17 protein-coding genes are annotated in these 16,870 nt (G+C 52.0%); 12 read left to right on the top strand and 5 right to left on the bottom strand.

What is annotated here, in order from left to right; translation table 11 throughout:
- Positions 1–32 precede the first annotated feature (32 nt).
- The 12 genes from dam to D9736_RS15920 all read left to right on the top strand — a co-directional run bounded on the left by dam (position 33) and on the right by D9736_RS15920 (position 11,012).
- Positions 33–869: an adenine-specific DNA-methyltransferase gene (dam, locus tag D9736_RS15975; protein WP_130217642.1), complete on the top strand. Its 837-nt coding sequence runs from the start codon at positions 33–35 to the stop codon at positions 867–869.
- Between the two features lie 17 nt (positions 870–886).
- Entirely contained in the window at positions 887–1,564 is a 678-nt protein-coding gene (gene rpe / locus D9736_RS15970) for a ribulose-phosphate 3-epimerase (RefSeq protein ID WP_000816280.1), read from the top strand.
- A complete protein-coding gene (gene gph, locus D9736_RS15965; RefSeq protein ID WP_130217640.1) occupies positions 1,557–2,315 on the top strand; it encodes a phosphoglycolate phosphatase in 759 nt (252 codons plus the stop codon). Before rpe ends, gph begins: the two co-directional genes overlap by 8 nt.
- A complete protein-coding gene (gene trpS / locus D9736_RS15960) occupies positions 2,308–3,312 on the top strand; it encodes a tryptophan--tRNA ligase (RefSeq protein ID WP_130208955.1) in 1,005 nt (334 codons plus the stop codon). The genes gph and trpS overlap by 8 nt, the downstream gene beginning before the upstream one ends.
- Before the next feature lie 290 nt (positions 3,313–3,602).
- The gene (gene yhfZ, locus D9736_RS15955; RefSeq protein ID WP_130258688.1) at positions 3,603–4,508 is read left to right on the top strand and encodes a GntR family transcriptional regulator YhfZ; all 906 of its coding nucleotides are present in this window, start codon (positions 3,603–3,605) and stop codon (positions 4,506–4,508) included.
- 16 nt (positions 4,509–4,524) lie between these two features.
- The gene (locus D9736_RS15950) at positions 4,525–4,887 is read left to right on the top strand and encodes a PRD domain-containing protein (RefSeq protein ID WP_130208951.1); all 363 of its coding nucleotides are present in this window, start codon (positions 4,525–4,527) and stop codon (positions 4,885–4,887) included.
- A gap of 83 nt (positions 4,888–4,970) precedes the next feature.
- Entirely contained in the window at positions 4,971–6,134 is a 1,164-nt protein-coding gene (locus D9736_RS15945) for a YhfX family PLP-dependent enzyme (RefSeq protein WP_130258687.1), read from the top strand.
- Positions 6,134–7,360, top strand: a complete 1,227-nt coding sequence (locus tag D9736_RS15940) for a phosphopentomutase (protein WP_130217634.1) — start codon at positions 6,134–6,136, stop codon at positions 7,358–7,360. Before D9736_RS15945 ends, D9736_RS15940 begins: the two co-directional genes overlap by 1 nt.
- Positions 7,357–8,235, top strand: coding sequence for a phosphotriesterase-related protein (locus tag D9736_RS15935; protein ID WP_130258686.1), 879 nt, complete (start codon positions 7,357–7,359; stop codon positions 8,233–8,235). The genes D9736_RS15940 and D9736_RS15935 overlap by 4 nt, the downstream gene beginning before the upstream one ends.
- Before the next feature lie 10 nt (positions 8,236–8,245).
- A complete protein-coding gene (locus D9736_RS15930; RefSeq protein ID WP_000719728.1) occupies positions 8,246–8,599 on the top strand; it encodes a DUF2620 domain-containing protein in 354 nt (117 codons plus the stop codon).
- An 11-nt stretch (positions 8,600–8,610) separates the two neighbouring features.
- Positions 8,611–9,915 carry a YhfT family protein gene (locus D9736_RS15925; protein WP_130258685.1) on the top strand — a complete coding sequence of 435 codons (1,305 nt, stop codon included), beginning with the start codon at positions 8,611–8,613 and terminating at the stop codon, positions 9,913–9,915.
- An 11-nt stretch (positions 9,916–9,926) separates the two neighbouring features.
- Positions 9,927–11,012, top strand: a complete 1,086-nt coding sequence (locus D9736_RS15920) for an aminotransferase class I/II-fold pyridoxal phosphate-dependent enzyme (RefSeq protein ID WP_130258684.1) — start codon at positions 9,927–9,929, stop codon at positions 11,010–11,012.
- A gap of 107 nt (positions 11,013–11,119) precedes the next feature.
- Here the strand turns inward: D9736_RS15920 and D9736_RS15915 are convergent, their stop codons facing one another.
- From D9736_RS15915 to nirB, 5 genes are all read right to left on the bottom strand, one after another.
- Entirely contained in the window at positions 11,120–11,287 is a 168-nt protein-coding gene (locus D9736_RS15915) for a YhfL family protein (RefSeq protein WP_064527562.1), read from the bottom strand.
- Positions 11,288–11,563: 276 nt separating this feature from the next.
- Entirely contained in the window at positions 11,564–12,937 is a 1,374-nt protein-coding gene (cysG, locus tag D9736_RS15910) for a siroheme synthase CysG (protein WP_130217628.1), read from the bottom strand.
- Between the two features lie 18 nt (positions 12,938–12,955).
- On the bottom strand, positions 12,956–13,762 hold the full coding sequence (gene nirC / locus D9736_RS15905; protein WP_130258683.1) for a nitrite transporter NirC: 807 nt from the start codon (positions 13,760–13,762) through the stop codon (positions 12,956–12,958).
- A 125-nt stretch (positions 13,763–13,887) separates the two neighbouring features.
- Positions 13,888–14,214, bottom strand: coding sequence for a nitrite reductase small subunit NirD (gene nirD, locus D9736_RS15900; RefSeq protein WP_000084764.1), 327 nt, complete (start codon positions 14,212–14,214; stop codon positions 13,888–13,890).
- Complete coding sequence (nirB, locus tag D9736_RS15895) at positions 14,211–16,754, bottom strand: NADPH-nitrite reductase large subunit (RefSeq protein WP_000049213.1); 2,544 nt, start codon at positions 16,752–16,754, stop codon at positions 14,211–14,213. Before nirB ends, nirD begins: the two co-directional genes overlap by 4 nt.
- Positions 16,755–16,870: the final 116 nt, after the last annotated feature.

Genomic DNA, 16,870 nt, shown 5'->3' with positions numbered 1-16,870 from the left:
ACAGCCGGAGAAGGTGTAATTAGTTAGTCAGCATGAAGAAAAATCGCGCTTTTTTGAAGTGGGCAGGGGGCAAATATCCCTTGCTTGATGATATTAAACGGCATTTGCCTAAGGGCGAATGTCTGGTTGAGCCTTTTGTTGGTGCCGGGTCGGTGTTTCTTAACACCGACTTTTCTCGTTATATCCTTGCTGATATCAACAGCGATCTGATTAGTCTCTACAACATTGTAAAGACGCGTACTGAAGAGTATGTGCAGGCTGCCCGCGAGCTGTTTGTTCCCGAAACAAATTGCGCGGAGGTCTACTATCAGTTCCGCGAAGAGTTCAACAAAAGCCAGGATCCCTTGCGTCGGGCAGTACTGTTTTTATATTTGAACCGCTACGGTTACAACGGTTTGTGCCGTTACAATCTGCGCGGTGAATTTAACGTGCCGTTTGGCCGTTATAAAAAGCCCTATTTCCCGGAAGCTGAGTTGTATCATTTTGCCGAAAAAGCGCAGAATGCCTTTTTCTATTGTGAGTCTTACGCCGACAGCATGGCGCGCGCAGATGATGCATCCGTCGTCTATTGCGATCCGCCTTATGCGCCGCTTTCTGCGACCGCTAACTTCACGGCGTATCACACAAACAGTTTTACGCTTGAACAACAAGCCCATCTGGCGGAGATCGCAGAAGGTCTGGTTGATCGCCATATTCCTGTGCTGATCTCCAATCACGATACGATGTTAACGCGTGAGTGGTATCAGCGCGCAAAATTGCATGTCGTCAAAGTTCGACGCAGTATAAGCAGCAACGGCGGCACACGTAAAAAGGTGGACGAACTGCTGGCTTTGTACAAACCAGGAGTCGTTTCACCCGCGAAAAAATAATTCTCAAGGAGAAGCGGATGAAACAGTATTTGATTGCCCCCTCAATTCTGTCGGCTGATTTTGCCCGCCTGGGTGAAGATACCGCAAAGGCCCTGGCAGCTGGCGCTGATGTCGTGCATTTTGACGTCATGGATAACCACTATGTTCCCAACCTGACAATTGGGCCAATGGTGCTGAAATCCTTGCGTAACTACGGCATTACCGCCCCTATCGACGTGCATCTGATGGTGAAACCGGTCGATCGTATTGTGCCTGATTTCGCTGCTGCTGGCGCCAGCATCATTACCTTTCATCCAGAAGCCTCCGAGCATGTTGACCGCACGCTGCAACTGATTAAAGAAAATGGCTGTAAGGCGGGGCTGGTATTTAACCCGGCGACACCATTGAGCTATCTGGATTACGTAATGGACAAGCTGGATGTGATCCTGCTGATGTCCGTCAACCCTGGTTTCGGCGGTCAGTCTTTCATTCCGCAAACATTAGATAAACTGCGCGAAGTGCGCCGCCGCATCGATGAGTCGGGTTTTGATATCCGTCTGGAAGTGGACGGTGGCGTGAAGGTGAACAACATTGGCGAAATCGCTGCGGCGGGAGCGGATATGTTCGTCGCCGGTTCGGCAATCTTCGACCAGCCAGACTACAAAAAAGTCATTGATGAAATGCGCAGTGAACTGGCAAAGGTAAGTCATGAATAAGTTTGAAGATATTCGCGGCGTCGCTTTTGATCTCGACGGTACGCTGGTGGACAGTGCTCCTGGTCTTGCTGCTGCGGTAGATATGGCGCTGTATGCGCTGGAGTTGCCTGTTGCAGGTGAAGAACGCGTTATTACCTGGATTGGTAACGGCGCAGATGTTCTGATGGAGCGCGCATTGACCTGGGCGCGTCAGGAACGTGCGACTCTGCGTAAAACAATGGGGAAACCGCCCGTTGATGACGACATTCCGGCAGAAGAACAGGTACGTATTCTGCGTAAACTGTTCGATCGCTACTATGGCGAAGTTGCCGAAGAGGGGACGTTTTTGTTCCCGCACGTTGCCGATACGCTGGGCGCGTTGCAGGCTAAAGGCCTGCCGCTAGGCCTGGTTACCAACAAACCGACGCCGTTCGTTGCGCCGCTGCTCGAAGCCTTAGATATCGCCAAATACTTCAGCGTGGTGATTGGTGGTGATGATGTGCAAAACAAAAAACCGCATCCGGACCCGCTGTTACTGGTGGCTGAGCGGATGGGAATTGCCCCACAACAGATGCTGTTTGTTGGCGACTCACGCAATGATATTCAGGCGGCAAAAGCGGCAGGTTGCCCATCAGTTGGCTTAACCTACGGATATAACTACGGCGAGGCTATCGATCTCAGCCAGCCTGATGTAATTTATCACTCTATAAATGACCTTCTGCCCGCATTAGGGCTTCCGCATAGCGAAAATCAGGAATCGAAAAATGACTAAGCCCATCGTTTTTAGTGGCGCACAGCCCTCAGGTGAATTGACCATTGGTAACTACATGGGTGCGCTGCGTCAGTGGGTAAACATGCAGGATGACTACCATTGCATTTACTGTATCGTTGACCAACACGCGATCACCGTGCGCCAGGACGCACAGAAACTGCGTAAAGCGACGCTGGATACGCTGGCGTTGTACCTGGCATGTGGCATCGATCCTGAGAAAAGCACCATTTTTGTTCAGTCCCACGTACCGGAACATGCGCAGTTAGGCTGGGCACTGAACTGCTATACCTACTTCGGCGAACTGAGCCGCATGACGCAGTTTAAAGATAAATCTGCGCGTTATGCCGAGAACATCAACGCTGGTCTGTTTGACTACCCGGTGCTGATGGCTGCGGACATCCTGCTGTATCAAACTAATCTGGTACCGGTGGGTGAAGACCAGAAACAGCACCTCGAACTGAGCCGCGATATCGCCCAGCGTTTCAACGCGCTGTACGGCGATATCTTTAAGGTGCCGGAGCCGTTTATTCCGAAATCTGGCGCGCGTGTAATGTCGCTGCTGGAGCCGACCAAGAAGATGTCCAAGTCTGACGATAACCGCAATAACGTTATCGGCCTGCTGGAAGATCCGAAATCGGTAGTGAAGAAAATCAAACGCGCGGTCACTGACTCCGACGAGCCACCGGTAGTTCGCTACGATGTGCAGAACAAAGCGGGCGTTTCCAACCTGCTGGATATCCTTTCTGCAGTTACTGGCAAGAGCATCCCGGAACTGGAAAAACAGTTTGAAGGCAAGATGTATGGTCATCTGAAAGGCGAAGTGGCTGATGCCGTTTCCGGTATGCTGACTGAATTGCAGGAACGCTATCACCGTTTCCGCAATGACGAAGCCTTCCTGCAACAGGTGATGAAAGACGGTGCAGAAAAAGCCAGCGCGCACGCTTCCCGTACGCTGAAAGCGGTGTATGAAGCGATTGGTTTTGTGGCGAAGCCGTAATTCACTATTGCTGGCAAATTGCGCTTTGTTCATGCCGGATGCGGCGTGAACGCCTTATCCGGCCTACAAAGTAATGCACATATTGCAAGGAAATGTAGGCCTGATAAGCGTAGCGCATCAGGCAATTTTGCTTTTATCATCACTCTGAAACCGGGGAAACCCGGTTTTTTTATCCTCTTTTCGCAACAACCCGAAAAAATGTGAAGTGCCTCGCCGTTTCCACATCTCTTGGTTGCCACTTATCTTCATTTTAATGAAGATATAAATATTCACTTTATTGAAAATATACTATGCGTCGAACGTTTATCAAAAAAGAAGGCGTCGTCATCACGACTCTGGCTCGTTATCTGTTAGGTGAAAAGTGCGGTAATCGATTGAAAACAATAGATGAACTGGCAACTGAGTGCCATTCATCGGTTGGTCTGACACAGGCCGCGCTGAAAACGCTGGAATCAAGCGGCGCGATAAGAATTGAACGCCGTGGGCGCAATGGCAGTTATCTGGTCGAGATGGATAACAAAGCATTGCTGACTCATGTGGATATCAACAACGTGGTATGTGCGATGCCCTTGCCCTATACCCGTTTGTACGAAGGACTGGCGAGCGGATTGAAAGCCCAGTTTGATGGCATTCCTTTTTACTATGCGCATATGCGTGGCGCGGATATTCGCGTGGAGTGTTTGCTTAACGGCGTGTATGACATGGCGGTAGTGTCCCGCCTGGCGGCAGAAAGTTATCTCACGCAAAAAGGGTTATGCCTCGCGCTGGAGTTGGGGCCGCATACCTACGTTGGCGAGCACCAGCTGATTTGCCGTAAAGGGGCGTCCGGCAACGTGAAACGCGTGGGGCTGGATAACCGCTCGGCGGATCAGAAAATCATGACCGATGTCTTTTTTGGCAATAGCGATGTGGAGCGCGTCGACCTCTCATATCACGAGAGTTTACAACGCATTGCTAAAGGCGATGTCGATGCGGTTATCTGGAACGCGGTGGCGGAAAGCGAACTGGCCATGCTGGGATTAGAAGCGACGCCGCTGACGAACGATCCGCTATTTTTACAGGCCACTGAAGCCGTGGTGCTAACGCGAGCCGATGATTACCCGATGCAACAATTGCTACGTGCGGTTGTTGATAAACATGCCCTGCTTGCTCATCAACAGCGAGTCGTCAGTGGGGAACTTGAACCCAGTTATTAAGCGAAAGGCGTCTTAAATGGAAAACAGACTCAACCTGCTTTGCGAGGCAGGAGTCATTGATAAGGACATCTGCAAAGGCATGATGCAGGTCGTCAAAGTACTGGAAACAGAATGCCATCTTCCCATACGCAGCGAGCAGGGAACGATGGCGATGACGCATATGGCGAGTGCGCTGATGCGCAGTCGTCGGGGCGAACACATACTGCCGCTGGATGACGAATTACTGGCGGAACTGGCGCAATCCACATACTGGCCAGCGATTGTGCAATTGCATCAGGTGCTATTGAAGGAATTCGCGCTGGAAATTAACCCGTGTGAAGAAGGGTATTTGCTGGCCAATCTCTATGGATTATGGATGGCCGCCAACGAAGGTGTCTGAGTTATACGGCAAATCCGCGTCACATAACTTAAATATTCAAAAAAATGAATGTTTAATTCAAGGAATAGAAACGAGGCAACAAGATGTTTATAGAAGCATTGAAACGCCAGAACCCAGCGCTGATTTCCGCCGCACTAAGCTTGTGGCAACAGGGCAAGATCGCCCCGGACAGTTGGGTTGTCGACGTGGATCAGATACTGGAAAACGGTAAGAGGCTGATTGAGACGGCGCGGCTTTACGGCATTGAGCTGTATCTGATGACCAAGCAGTTTGGCCGTAATCCGTGGCTGGCGGAAAAACTTCTGGCACTGGGCTACAGCGGCATTGTGGCGGTGGATTACAAAGAGGCGCGGGTCATGCGCCGCGCCGGTCTGCCGGTGGCGCATCAGGGACATCTGGTGCAAATCCCTTGTCACCAGGTTTCTGACGCCGTTGCACAGGGAACTGACGTCATCACCGTGTTTACTCTCGATAAAGCGCGGGAAGTTTCTGCAGCAGCGGTGAAGGCCGGACGTGTGCAGTCTGTGCTGCTCAAAGTTTATAGCGATGATGATTTTCTTTATCCGGGCCAGGAGAGCGGTTTTCCCCAAAACACGCTGCATGACATTGTCGCTGAAATCCAAAAACTACCAGGACTACATTTAGCGGGACTAACCCATTTCCCTTGCCTGCTTTGGGATGAGGCTGCCGGGAAAGTTTTGCCGACACCAAATCTTCACACGCTGGTACAAGCACGGGATCAACTGGCGAAATCTGGTATTGCGATTGAGCAACTGAACGCGCCTTCAGCGACCAGCTGCACTTCGCTGCCATTGCTGGCGCAATACGGTGTTACCCATGCCGAACCCGGGCATGCGCTGACCGGTACTATTCCGGCAAACCAGCAGGGCGATCAGCCTGAACGTATCGCCATGCTCTGGTTAAGTGAAATCTCCCATCATTTCCGTGGCGACAGCTACTGCTACGGCGGCGGTTACTACCGTCGTGGTCATGCTCACCGCGCTCTGGTTTTTACTAAAGAAAATCAAAAGATTACTGAAACCAACCTCAAAACTGTAGATGACAGCAGTATCGACTACACCCTGCCGTTAGCAGGCGAGTTTCCGGTGAGTAGTGCCGTAGTGCTCTGTTTTCGTACACAAGTTTTTGTTACCCGCAGTGATGTGGTGCTGGTATCGGGTATTCAGCGTGGCGAACCGGAAATCGTCGGTCGTTATGACAGTCTTGGAAACGCTCTGGGGGCGTAATGGCGCGATTTGTGGTGTTAGTGATTGATAGCTTTGGCGTAGGCGCAATGAAAGATGTCACGCTGGTGCGCCCGCAAGATGCGGGAGCGAATACCTGTGGTCACATTTTGAGCCAGCTGCCGCATTTGCAGCTGCCAACGCTGGAGAAAATGGGGCTAATCAACGCATTGGGTTATGCGCCTGGAGATATGCAACCGTCAGATTCCGCAACCTGGGGTGTGGCAGAGCTGCAACATGAAGGTGGCGATACCTTTATGGGGCATCAGGAAATTTTAGGCACGCGCCCGTTACCGCCGCTACGGATGCCCTTTCGCGATGTGATTGACCGTGTTGAGCAAGCATTACTTAACGCTGGTTGGCAGGTGGAGCGTCGTGGTGATGATCTGCAATTTCTGTGGGTCAATCAGGCGGTTGCGATTGGCGATAATCTCGAGGCGGATTTAGGCCAGGTCTATAACATTACCGCCAATCTCTCTGTGATCTCTTTTGACGACGCAATCAAAATTGGTCGTATCGTGCGTGACCAGGTACAGGTCGGTCGGGTCATTACATTTGGCGGCCTGTTAACCGACAGTCAGCGTATTCTCGATGCCGCAGAAAGCAAAGAAGGGCGCTTTATTGGTATTAATGCGCCGCGTTCTGGCGCTTATGACAATGGTTTCCAGGTCGTGCATATGGGCTATGGCGTCGATGAAAAAGTGCAGGTGCCGCAAAAACTGTATGAAGCAGGCGTGCCAACCGTGCTGGTGGGTAAGGTGGCAGATATCGTCAACAATCCTTATGGCGTGAGCTGGCAAAACCTGGTGGATAGCCAGCGGATTATGGATATCACCCTCGACGAATTTATCACCCATCAGACAGCGTTTATTTGCACCAACATTCAGGAAACCGACCTCGCTGGTCACGCAGAAGACGTCGCACGTTATGCCGAACGTTTGCAGGTCGTTGACCGTAATCTTGCTCTCCTGGTTGAGGCGATGCAGCCAGATGACTGTCTGATCGTCATGGCTGATCATGGTAACGACCCGACAATCGGTCACAGCCACCATACCCGCGAAGTCGTGCCTGTGCTGGTTTTTCAGCAAGGCCTGGCTGCCACGCAGCTTGGTGTTCGCACCACGCTTTCTGATGTGGGGGCTACCGTGTGTGAATTTTTCCGTGCGCCACCGCCACAAAATGGTCGCTCTTTTCTTTCCTCCCTCCGGTTTGCAGGAGACACCCTATGAGTTTTGATCCGACGGGTTACACCCTGGCCCATGAGCATCTGCATATTGATCTCTCCGGCTTTAAAAACAACGTGGACTGCCGCCTTGATCAGTATGCGTTCATTTGCCAGGAGATGAACGACCTGATGGCCCAGGGCGTGCGTAATGTGATTGAGATGACCAACCGTTACATGGGGCGCAATGCGCAATTTATGCTTGATGTAATGCGCGAAACCGGGATCAACGTGGTGGCCTGTACCGGTTATTACCAGGACGCGTTTTTCCCGGAACATGTGGCGACCCGCAGCGTGCAGGAACTGGCGCAAGAGATGGTCGATGAAATTGAGCAGGGTATCGATGGCACGGAACTGAAAGCCGGGATCATCGCGGAGATTGGCTCCAGCGAAGGAAAGATTACGCCGCTGGAAGAGAAGGTGTTTATTGCCGCCGCGCTGGCACATAACCAGACCGGACGCCCGATCTCCACACATACGTCGTTCAGCACGATGGGGCTGGAACAACTGGCTCTGTTGCAAGCCCACGGGGTTGATCTTTCGCGCGTCACCGTTGGTCACTGCGATCTGAAAGACAACCTCGACAACATTTTGAAGATGATCGATCTCGGCGCGTACGTGCAGTTCGACACCATTGGTAAGAACAGTTACTACCCGGACGAAAAGCGTATTGCGATGCTTCATGCACTACGCGACCGTGGGTTGCTGAACCGCGTCATGCTGTCGATGGATATTACGCGCCGCTCCCATTTAAAAGCCAACGGTGGTTATGGCTATGACTTTTTATTGACCACCTTTATTCCGCAATTGCGCCAGTCAGGATTCAGTCAGGCCGATGTGGATGTGATGTTACGTGAAAATCCCTCTCAATTTTTCCAATAAGGACAGACTCATGAAAAAGATTGGCGTTGCAGGCTTACAGCGTGAGCAGATTAAAAAAACCATTGAAGCGACGGCTCCAGGCTGTTTTGAAGTTTTCATTCATAACGATATGGAAGCAGCGATGAAGGTGAAATCCGGGCAACTGGATTACTACATCGGCGCGTGTAATACCGGTGCGGGCGCGGCATTGTCGATTGCCATCGCGGTGATTGGCTATAACAAAAGTTGCACTATTGCCAAGCCGGGCATTAAAGCGAAAGACGAACATATCGCCAAAATGATCGCCGAAGGGAAAGTCGCATTTGGGCTTTCCGTTGAGCACGTCGAACACGCGATTCCGATGTTGATTAACCATCTGAAATAAAAGGCACGACTATGGATCTGTATATTCAGATTATCGTGGTGGCGTGCCTGACGGGTATGACATCGCTTCTGGCGCATCGCTCGGCGGCTGTTTTTCATGACGGTATCCGCCCGATCCTGCCGCAACTGATTGAAGGCTATATGAACCGTCGCGAGGCGGGGAGTATCGCTTTTGGTCTGAGCATTGGTTTTGTGGCCTCGGTGGGGATCTCTTTTACCCTGAAAACCGGGCTGCTAAACGCATGGCTACTCTTTCTTCCTACCGATATCCTCGGCGTACTGGCGATAAACAGCCTGATGGCGTTTGGCCTTGGCGCTATCTGGGGGATATTGATCCTCACCTGCCTGTTGCCAGTAAACCAGCTGCTGACCGCGCTACCGGTGGATGTATTAGGTAGTCTGGGGGAATTAAGCTCGCCGGTGGTTTCAGCTTTTGCACTGTTCCCACTGGTGGCGATTTTCTACCAGTTTGGCTGGAAGCAAAGTCTGATCGCCGCCGTGGTTGTGCTGATGACCCGTGTGGTGGTAGTGCGCTATTTCCCGCATCTCAATCCGGAATCCATCGAAATCTTTATTGGCATGGTAATGCTGCTGGGGATCGCGATAACTCACGACCTGCGTCATCGTGATGAAAATGACATCGATGCCAGCGGGCTTTCGGTGTTTGAAGAACGTACGTCGCGGATTATCAAAAACTTACCCTATATCGCTATCGTGGGGGCATTGATTGCTGCCGTTGCCAGCATGAAGATTTTTGCTGGTAGCGAAGTTTCGATCTTCACACTGGAGAAAGCATATTCCGTAGGCGTAACGCCGGAACAATCGCAAACGCTGATTAACCAGGCAGCTCTGGCAGAATTCATGCGCGGACTGGGATTTGTGCCGTTGATTGCCACCACCGCGTTAGCCACCGGCGTATATGCAGTTGCGGGCTTTACCTTTGTTTATGCGGTGGGCTATCTCTCGCCGAATCCGATGGTTGCAGCGGTATTAGGTGCCGTGGTTATTTCGGCAGAAGTCTTGCTGCTTCGTTCGATCGGCAAATGGCTGGGGCGCTACCCGTCGGTGCGTAATGCGTCGGATAACATCCGTAACGCCATGAATATGCTGATGGAAGTGGCTCTGCTGGTCGGTTCGATTTTCGCAGCAATTAAGATGGCGGGTTATACCGGATTCTCTATCGCGGTTGCCATTTACTTCCTCAACGAATCTCTGGGCCGTCCGGTACAGAAAATGGCGGCACCGGTCGTGGCAGTAATGATCACCGGCATCCTGCTGAATGTTCTTTACTGGCTTGGCCTGTTCGTTCCGGCTTAAGGAAGGCATCGATGAAGACGTTTCCTCTGCAAAGCCTGACGATTATTGAGGCGCAGCAAAAGCAGTTTGCGCTGGTGGATAGCATTTGTCGCCATTTCCCCGGCAGCGAGTTTCTTACTGGCGGTGATTTAGGGTTAACTCCAGGTCTGAATCAACCGCGTATTACCCAACGGGTGGAGCAGGTGCTGGCTGATGCATTTCACGCACAGGCCGCGGCGCTGGTGCAGGGCGCGGGGACTGGAGCGATTCGCGCCGGGCTGGCGGCTTTGCTCAAACCGGGGCAGCGTCTTCTGGTGCATGACGCGCCTGTTTATCCGACGACTCAGGTCATTGTTGAGCAGATGGGGCTGACGCTTATCACTGCTGATTTCAATGACCTGGCGGCACTGAAGCAGGTCGTCGAAGCGCAACAACCGGATGCGGCGCTGGTACAGCATACGCGCCAGCAACCGCGGGACAGCTACATTCTGGCAGATGTGCTGGCAACGTTGCGCTCGTCTGGCGTTCCAGCGTTAACCGATGACAACTATGCGGTGATGAAGGTAGCGCGAATCGGCTGCGAATGCGGGGCGAATGTCTCGACATTCTCCTGTTTCAAGCTGTTTGGGCCAGAGGGCGTTGGCGCGGTGGTAGGTGATGCCGATGTTATTCGTCGGATTCGTGCCACGCTTTACTCCGGCGGCAGCCAGATTCAGGGCGCTCAGGCGCTGGAAGTGTTGCGTGGGCTGGTGTTCGCGCCAGTGATGCACGCGGTGCAGGCGGGGGTATCTGAACGGCTGCTGGCCTTGCTCAACGGTGGCGCAGTACCGGAAGTGAAAAGCGCCGTCATTGCTAATGCGCAGTCGAAGGTGTTGATTGTGGAGTTTCATCAGCCGATTGCCGCCAGGGTGCTGGAAGAGGCGCAAAAGCGCGGCGCGTTGCCTTACCCGGTGGGCGCGGAGTCGAAATATGAAATCCCGCCGCTTTTTTACCGTCTTTCCGGAACGTTTCGCCAGGCGAATCCGCAATTAGAACATTGTGCGATTCGCATTAATCCTAATCGTAGCGGTGAGGAGACGGTACTGCGGATTTTGCGTGAGAGTATTGGCAGTATTTAATCGTTGTGAATGACGTTTACGGAGTTAATACAAAAACAAATACGCCCTCAGGTAATCCCGAGGGCGTCAGGTAATTAAATCAGCGTTAGCTAATTTCAGTCAGAGACTTACTGTGCAGTAGGACCGCAGCCGCCAATGATTTTAGAAATAGAAATTGCCGGGTGCAGCAGGTAGTCGTAAGAGCAGTTCTTTTCACGGTTTTCAATATGACCAGTACATGCAGTTAATGTTGCCAGAACTGCACCAACCAGTGCCACTTTAATAAACTTGTTCATTTTCATTCCCTATGTAAAATATATCGAGTAATATTCATTGATTATGTGAATATAAGCAAACAGCTCGCTAAAGACGATACAGGAATATCTATTATGCGTCAGTGAACGGACTATGAATATTATGCTTATATTTGTAAGCCGCTGTAACTGCAGGGCGTTATTAAAATAAATTAGTTAAAAGTTTGTTTTATGTATGCTGAAAATAAACATTAATATAAGTATGTTTGTAAATAAAAAAAGGCCGGAAATATCCGGCCTTAGTTAATTTTTTTTAAATTAATGGTTAGAGAACCAATTTAATTTATTGCGCAGGCCAACGACCCGACCAATAATAATTAATGATGGGCTGTTCATTTGTTGAGCCAGTTCACCTAGCTGCGCGAGCGTACCGTCAATCACGCGTTGCGTGACCGCAGTGCCGTTTTCAACAATCGCCACTGGCATTTCACCAGGCATTCCGTGTTCAATCAGTTTTTGCTGAATGGTCGCGGCCTGATTCAGCCCCATATAGAACACCAGCGTCTGTTTTTCTGCCGCCAGATTTTCCCAGTCCAGCTCGCCACCGGTTTTTAAGTGTCCGGTAATTAAGCGTACGCTCTGAGCATAATCGCGATGCGTAAGTGGAATACCCGAATAGGCAGAGCAACCAGAAGCTGCGGTAATACCCGGAACCACCGAGAACGGAATGCCCGCGTTGCACAGTGTTTCCAGCTCTTCGCCACCACGGCCGAAAATAAACGGATCGCCGCCTTTCAGACGCACCACGCGTTTGCCTTTTTGCGCTTCCCGCAGCAGGATCTGGTTAATCTCTTCCTGCGGTACGCAGTGATATCCCGCGCGTTTACCGACGAAGACACGATCCGCATCACGGCGTACCAGATTCATAATATCGTCAGAAACCAGACGGTCGTAGACCACCACATCAGCTTGCTGAATTTGTTGCAGACCTTTCAGCGTCAGCAGCCCGGCATCGCCCGGACCTGCACCAACCAGCACCACTTCACCACGATGATCGAGCGGTTCGTTGATTAACTGTTCGGTGGTTTCAGTAATGGCTTTCTGATCGTTGTTTGCCAGCGACTGCGCCAGGCGGTCGTTAACGAACAATTTTTCCCAGAAGCGGCGACGTTCACCCATCGTGGCGAACTGTTGTTTCACTCGACCGCGTAACTGCCCGGCATATTTCGCCACCTGGCCCAGATGCAACGGCAGCAGTGATTCAAGTTTTTCGCGCAACAGACGTGCCAGTACCGGCGAGGTGCCGCCAGAGGAGACCGCTACCATGAGCGGTGAGCGGTCAATAATCGACGGCATAATAAAGCTGGCGGCTTTCGGTGCATCGACCACGTTACAGAAGATGCGACGAGCTTCAGCGGCTTCGCTGACGCGCTGGTTAAGCGCGTCATCATCCGTCGCTGCAATCGCCAGCCAGCAGGTGTCGAGAAGGCTTTCATCAAATGGCCCTTCGACGAGAGTTAACATGCCTGCATCTGCCCATGCGGTGAACTGTGGAATAAACGCTAATGCATTCACCGTTAAGCGAGCACCTGCGTCTAACAGCAACCTTGCTTTGCGTTCCGCGACATCACCACCGCCGACAATCAGACAGTCGCGATCGCGTAATTGGCAAAATATAGGCAAATGATCCACGTAAAAACCCCTTAGTAATTAACCGGCAGCCGTTTCAGTTTGATTAAATTTGTCCGCAATCGGACGATTCGCTTTCGGCGTAGCATACCAATAACCCAATCCCATGAATACGGCGCCCGATAAAGTATTACCCAGCGTCACCCACAGCAGGTTATGACCAATACCCGCCAGCGTGTAGGCTTCGCTGTGGTTGCCGAACCAGGAGAGCGCAAACAGGGTCATGTTAGCGATGGAGTGCTCATAGCCGGACGCGATAAATGCCAGCAGACACCACCAGATAGCGATAAATTTCGCCGCTCCTTCAGTGCGCAGCGCCATCCAGATTGCCAGACAAACCAGCCAGTTACACAATGCGCCTTTGAAGAACAGTACCATTGCCGGTGCGGTAGTTTTAGCCAGCGCGACGGAGTGAACGATGCTGGTATCTACCGGCAGCAGGCTACCGCCGCCCCAGCTATAAAGCATGGCAACGAAGACGGAACCGACCAGGTTACCCAGCCAGGTTTGCGGCAGGATTGCCCACATTTGCCCGTGGCTGATGGTGCCCGCTTTCACCCCTAAGGTGAGGAACATGGTGTGTCCGGTGAACAGTTCAGAACCGGCGATAATCACCAGCGTTAAGGCGATACCAAAGGTCGCGCCCATCACCAGAGGACGTATGGACGGATCGAGCAAATTACCGAGCGTGAAAATTAGGATGATTCCAAGACCCACATACGCCCCCGCCATAGCGGAGCTGACCCAAAAGCCGAGCGGGTTATTTGCCGACAGGCGTGCAATGCGCGCAGCATTAGCCGCACACTTATTAATAGTGTCTGTAAACATTTGATTATCCTTTAAAAAATAAAAACAAAAAATAAAACAAAAAGTTTAAAAAATGTCCTGCAATATACCGAAGGTCATTACAGGACAATGCAAAAAGGGGAGGCATTGCGCCTCCCGTTAAAACATTAACCGCGCAGCTGTACCACGCCGTCTTTCACTCGCGCTTCGTAATGCTTGACGGAAAACTGCTCGTCTTCCATGCACAAACCGTCGCTTAAGCGAAAACGCTGTTTTTTCAGCGGGCTGGCGACCCACAGCTCGCCCTGGTGTTCTGCAATCAGCCCGCGTGACAGCACGCTGGACTCGAAGAACGGATCGATGTTGCTGATCGCAAACACCTGGTCGCTGTGATACGGGCGGAAAATTGCTACCTGCTCGTCACCTAACAGCGCGCAGACGCCGGTTTCAGGCAGGATGTCATCGATTTTGCAGATGTCTTTCCACTGGCTCATGCGTTGTCCTCCACCAGAGTTACCGGGATACGTTCATACGGCGTTGCCGGACGGTGCTGTTCGCGCTCTGGCACCATCTGCACGTTCGGGTCACGCTTGTCGCTGTTGATGAAGTGTTTGAAGCGAGTCTGCGCAGACGGCGTATTGACCGTTTCAGTCCACTCACACACTACCGCTTCACGCAGGCGCGCCATCTCTTCTTCCAGATGTGCGTTCAGCCCCAGTTTGTCGTCAATGATCACCGCTTTCAGGTAATCAATGCCGCCTTCAAGGTTTTCTAACCACGGTGCGGTACGCGTCAGTTTGTCGGCGGTACGGATGTAGAACATCATGAAGCGGTCGAGATATTTGATCAGCGTTTCGCGATCGATATCCGCTGCCAGCAGATCCGCATGACGCGGTTTCATGCCGCCGTTACCGCAAACATACAGGTTCCAGCCTTTTTCGGTGGCGATGATGCCCACGTCTTTACCCTGAGCCTCTGAACATTCACGGGTACAGCCGGAGACACCAAACTTCATTTTGTGCGGAGTACGGATGCCTTTGTAGCGGTTTTCCAGTTCCACGCCGAGGCCGACGCTATCGCCAACACCGTAGCGGCACCAGGTGCTACCCACGCAGGTTTTCGCCATACGCAGTGCTTTCGCATAGGCATGACCGGTTTCGAAGCCGGCTTCAATCAGCTGACGCCAGATTTCCGGCAGATCGTCTTTCTGTGCGCCAAACATCGCCAGGCGCTGGGAGCCGGTGATTTTGGTGTAGAGATTAAATTCACGCGCGATACGACCTACCGCCATCAGCCCTTCCGGGGTGATTTCACCGCCCGGAGAGCGCGGGATCACCGAGTAGGTGCCGTCTTTCTGGATGTTAGCGAGGAAGTTGTCGTTAGAATCCTGCAGCGGAGTATGTTCCGGCTTCAGAATGTATTCGTTCCAGCAGGAGGCCAGCAGCGAACCGACGGTTGGTTTACAAACTTCACAACCGTAGCCTTTGCCGTGTTTCGCCAGCAGTTCTTCGAAGGTTTTAATGCCTTCAACGCGGATCAAATGGAACAGTTCCTGACGCGAATAAGCAAAGTGTTCGCACAGGTTGTTGTTAACTTCGATGCCCTGTTTCGCCAGTTCCGCGTTCAGTACCTGAGTGACCAGCGGGATACAGCCACCGCAGCCAGTACCCGCTTTGGTTTCGGCTTTCAGCGCCGCAACGGTGTGGCAGCCTTTGTTGATGGCAGCAATCAGGTCGCCTTTAGTGACGTCGAAGCAGGAGCAGATTTGCGCGCTGTCCGGCAGTTTATCAACACCGATAGACGGCTTACCGCTACCAGAGTGCGCCGGCAGGATCAGGGAATCCGGGTTTTCCGGCAGCTCGATAGCGTTCAGCACCAGTTGCAGCAGGTTACCGTAGTCGCTGGTATCGCCCACCAGTACCGCACCGAGCAGGGTTTTGTTGTCTTCGCTGACAATCAGGCGTTTGTAGATCTCTTTGCTTTCGTCGAGGTAAACGTAGCTACGTGCGCCAGGCGTGCGACCGTGCGCATCACCAATACCGCCTACGTCTACGCCCAGCAGTTTCAGCTTGGCGCTAAGGTCAGCACCTTCAAAGGCGTTTTCGCTACCGAGAATGTGGTCAACGGCGACCTGCGCCATTTTGTAGCCAGGTGCTACCAGACCAAATACACGGTTGTTCCAGCTTGCGCATTCACCGATGGCGTAGATATCCGGATCGGAAGTCTGGCAGGAATCATTAATGACGATACCCCCACGCGGAGCTACGTCCAGACCACACTGGGTTGCCAGCTTATCGCGTGGACGGATACCGGTAGAGAAGACGATAAAGTCAACTTCCAGCTCGCTGCCGTCGGCAAAACGCATGGTTTTACGCGCTTCAACACCTTCCTGCACAATCTCAAGGGTGTTTTTGCTGGTGTGAACGCGTACACCCATGCTCTCGATTTTGCGACGCAGCTGCTCGCCACCCATCTGATCAAGCTGTTCCGCCATCAGCATAGGGGCAAATTCGATAACGTGGGTTTCAATACCTAAGTTTTTCAGCGCGCCAGCGGCTTCCAGACCTAACAGGCCGCCACCAACAACGGCACCGCGCTTGCTGCGACGTGCGCAGGATTCAATGGCGTTGAGGTCTTCAATGGTGCGATAGACAAAGCAGTCCTGAGTATCAGAACCTTTGATTGGCGGGATCCACGGGTAGGAACCGGTCGCCATGATCAGCTTGTCATAAAAAACGGTGCGCCCGGCGCTGGAGTGGATCACCTTCTCCTGGCGGTTGATGGTGATAGCGCGTTCGCCGACCAGAACTTTGATGCCGTGTTTCTCGTAAAAGCCTTCGCGCACCAGCGACAGCTCTTCGGCGGTGTGGTGAGAGAAGTAAGACGAGAGGTGTACGCGGTCATAAGCGATGCGCGGTTCTTCACAGAAAACGGTAATATCAAAGTTGGCCGCATCAGATTTATCAAGAAGATCTTCGATAAAGCGATGGCCGACCATACCGTTACCGATAATTGCGAGTCTGACTTTGCTCATTTTTGCCTCGATTTCTTTTTTATTACCGCCTACCTTAACGATTCAGCAACCCCGCTTATTGATGTAAATCAAATTCACCTTTATATACTCCTTAAGTGGTATATTGCTGATTTGTA

The sequence above is a fragment of the Escherichia sp. E10V10 genome (assembly GCF_004211985.1).
GTDB lineage: Bacteria > Pseudomonadota > Gammaproteobacteria > Enterobacterales > Enterobacteriaceae > Escherichia.
Note: the sequence above shows the minus strand (reverse complement) of the source record. Positions and strands in the feature narration are given on the sequence as shown.